The sequence below is a fragment of the Amycolatopsis sp. SID8362 genome, from assembly GCF_010550475.1.
Taxonomy (GTDB): domain Bacteria; phylum Actinomycetota; class Actinomycetes; order Mycobacteriales; family Pseudonocardiaceae; genus Amycolatopsis; species Amycolatopsis eburnea.
Genome location: NZ_JAAGNB010000072.1, coordinates 1 through 2984 on the forward strand (window position 1 = coordinate 1; position 2984 = coordinate 2984).

Consider the following 2984-nt stretch of genomic DNA (forward strand, 5'->3'; position numbering starts at 1 on the left):
CGCCCAGGCGACTTCGTGGCCGCGGGCGGTCAGCTCGGCCGCCACGCCCGCGGCCGGGTTCACGTGCCCGACCAGCGGCGGGACGACGAACAGGAACCGGGCCACTACCGCACCCGCGCCGGGGCGCGCGAGGTGTCGCGGACCCACTCGAAGACCAGGTCGATCACTTCGGCGGTCCGCTCGACCAGCACCGAATGGCCCTGGTCGGGCAGCACCGCGCAGCGGCAGGACGCCAGGTTCGCCTCGAAGTCCGGGACCTGGGCGGCGAGCCCGGAATCCCCGCCGAAGATGGCGAACACCGGGCAGCGCACGGCCGAGAGGTCCGCCGCGATGGTCGCGCTGCGCGGGACGTCCTCGGCGATCGTGGTGGTCTCCAGGATCCGGTGCGCGGCCTTCGACAGCCGCGCGGTGTGCGCGCCGTGGTTGTCCGCGATCCAGCCGATGACCTCGTCGATCGCCAGCCGGGTCTTGGCGTCCGCGAGGCCATCCGCCATGTGCTGCGTCCACGCGGCCGTCGGTGGCTCGCCCTCGATCGCGATCACGCTCGCGACCCGGTCCGGCCGGGCGGCGGCCAGGCCGAACGCGACCGACGCGCCGAACGAGTTGCCGACCACGTGCACCGGCCGCGTCGCTTCGCAGGCGTCGAGGACGGCGACGAGGTCGTCGACGAACTCCTCCAGCCGGTACCCCGACGCCGGGCGGGTGGTGCGGCCGTGGCCGCGCAGGTCGTACATCAGGACGTCGAGCCCGCGCGCAGCCAGCGCCGGGCCGAGCGTGAAGTAGTAGCTGGCGAGGCTGTCGGTGAGCAGGCCGTGGACGCACACCACGAGCGGCGCGTCGCCGTCGAGCGGGACCTCGGGCGCGAGCCGCTGGACGTGCACGTCCAGCTCGCCCGCCCGGACGCGGCTCACGCGGTGGCCCGCAGCGAGGCGACGGTGTACCGGACCAGCTCGCCGACCGTCAGCGCGATGATCTCGTCGAGGTCGCGTTCGGCGATGAAGGTCGCGAAGTTGACGCGGTCGCCGTAGTGCTCGCGCAGCTGCCCGGACAGCGCGACCAGGTCGACGCTTTCGAGTTCGAGGTCGTCGTGGAAGGTCGTGTCCATCGTGATCTCGGCATCGTCCAGGCCGTACTCTTCCAGCAGTTCCCGGAGCATCCCCGCGATCTGCGCGAGGACGGTCCCCTCGTCCGTGGCCGTGGTCTCGACGCTCATCCGGCTGTCTCCTTCGTTTCTTCGGTCCAGGCGACGACGTAGCGGCGCGGCGGCCGGTCGGCGTCGGCGCAGTGGACGAGGTGCTCCCGCCCGGCGGCGCGGACGGTGAGTTCCGCCGTCGCGGCCGCGACGACCTCGAAGTCGCGGGGCTCGCCGCGCAGGCCGGTCCCGAGCAGCTTCGCGACGGCTTCCTTCGCCGTCCAGAACCGGGCGAACCAGCGTTCGGGATCGCCGGGCAGGCTCGCGAACAGCGCCTGCTCGGCCGCACCGAGCGCGGCGTCCACAGTGGACTCCCGGCGCGTCCCGACCTCTTCGACGTCGATGCCGCACGGCCAGGGCCGGGCGATCGCCACGCCCGCCTCGGCCCGGTGCGCCACCGAGATCGTCAGCGGCGGCAGCTCCCGGCCGTAGGCGCCGGTCACGAACGGACGGCCGGCGTCGTCGTTGCCGACGCGCAGTTCCGCCGGGAACATCGCGGGCTCGCCGCGTGCCCAGAGGTAGTGGCGGACGGCGTCCTTCGCGGCGATCCGGCCGAGCAGCCACTGCCGCCGTCCGCGCGGCGGCCGGGTCGCGTAGGCGTCGCGTTCGGTGCCGGCGAGGTAGTTGCGCATGATCAGCTCGCGGGTGGCCAGGTCCGGCCACTGCTCGTGCACCAGCGCCCAGCCGCCGGGCTGCTCGACCGACAGCGTCGAGGACTCGGGCGTCCGGTCGGCCTGGCGGATGTGCGGGGTGCTGTCGAACCGGCGGTCGCGCCAGCCGGTGAACTGCGCCCAGACCTGTCCGTTGTGGACCAGCTGCATGTCGGCGTCGAGGAATTCCCCGGTCAGCCCGGTGATCTTGACCAGGCACTCCAGCCGCTCCCCCGGCGCCGGGTGCGGGCCGTGGAACCGGATTTCGCGCACCGCGACGGGGAAGACCGTGGTGCGTTCGGCCAGCCGGGACATGATCCAGTAGCCGAGCACCTGGCCGACGTTGTCGAGCAGCGCGCCGGGCGCGGCGGGCGTGGTCAGCACCGCGCGGACGTGCCGCTCGCCGACGGCGGTCAGCTCGGTGACGCCCTGGAAGCGCGGGCCGTGGAACATCCAGCGGTCGGCGTACAGCTCGGCGGCCGTGGTCTCCGGGACCTGCTCCGCGTCCGCCGGGAACCGCCACGGCGCCGGCGCGTCGGCCGGGTAGGCGGGGGCGAGTTCGACGACGGCCTGGGAGTAGCCGTCCAGTGCGGCGAGGACGCGGCCGGGGCCGTGCGGGCGGACCCGGACGCCCACGGTCACCGCCGGGACCGCGGTGATCCACTGCGTGAGCCGGACGTCGTGCACCGCGACCGCGCGGCGGCCGGGTGCGGCCTGCTCGGCGAAGTCCATCAGGTGGTCGATCACCGTGGTGGCCGGCACGACCGGCCACCGGTCGCCCGGCTCCGCCTGCGGCGGCTGCTTGAAGAAGCAGTGGTCGAGCAGGTACGGCATCGCCTCGACCGACACCTCGAGCGTGGTGTCGATCTCGACCGGAGCTTTCACGTGAAAGCTACGGGCGTCGCTTTCACGTGAAAGTGACGCACCTGCGAGGGCGGTGGAGGCCAGGCGGGCGGTGTCGGTCAGCAGGGCGGCGAGTTCGGCGGCGAGGGGGCCCTGGCCGGCCAGGTTGTCGACGACGGTCTCGCGGGCGGCCGGGAGCGCGATGCGCGCGCGGACGGCATCGTCGAGGGAGATCAGGCGGCCGCCGAGGTCCAGCTTGACCGCCTTGGACGGCGCCGGGCGGTGGCCGGGCAGCCGGG

At 73.9% G+C, this 2984-nt stretch carries 3 protein-coding genes; all 3 read right to left on the reverse strand.

Annotated elements, in window-relative coordinates; genetic code table 11:
* Positions 1 to 104 precede the first annotated feature (104 nt).
* On the reverse strand, positions 105 to 911 hold the full coding sequence (locus tag G3I65_RS02825) for an alpha/beta fold hydrolase (RefSeq protein WP_160694443.1): 807 nt from the start codon (positions 909 to 911) through the stop codon (positions 105 to 107).
* Positions 908 to 1213 carry an acyl carrier protein gene (locus G3I65_RS02830; RefSeq protein WP_160694446.1) on the reverse strand — a complete coding sequence of 102 codons (306 nt, stop codon included), beginning with the start codon at positions 1211 to 1213 and terminating at the stop codon, positions 908 to 910. The genes G3I65_RS02825 and G3I65_RS02830 overlap by 4 nt, the downstream gene beginning before the upstream one ends.
* Positions 1210 to 2984: 4'-phosphopantetheinyl transferase superfamily protein (locus G3I65_RS02835; protein ID WP_160694448.1), on the reverse strand; the 1775-nt coding region annotated here is incomplete at its 5' end. The genes G3I65_RS02830 and G3I65_RS02835, both read right to left, overlap by 4 nt.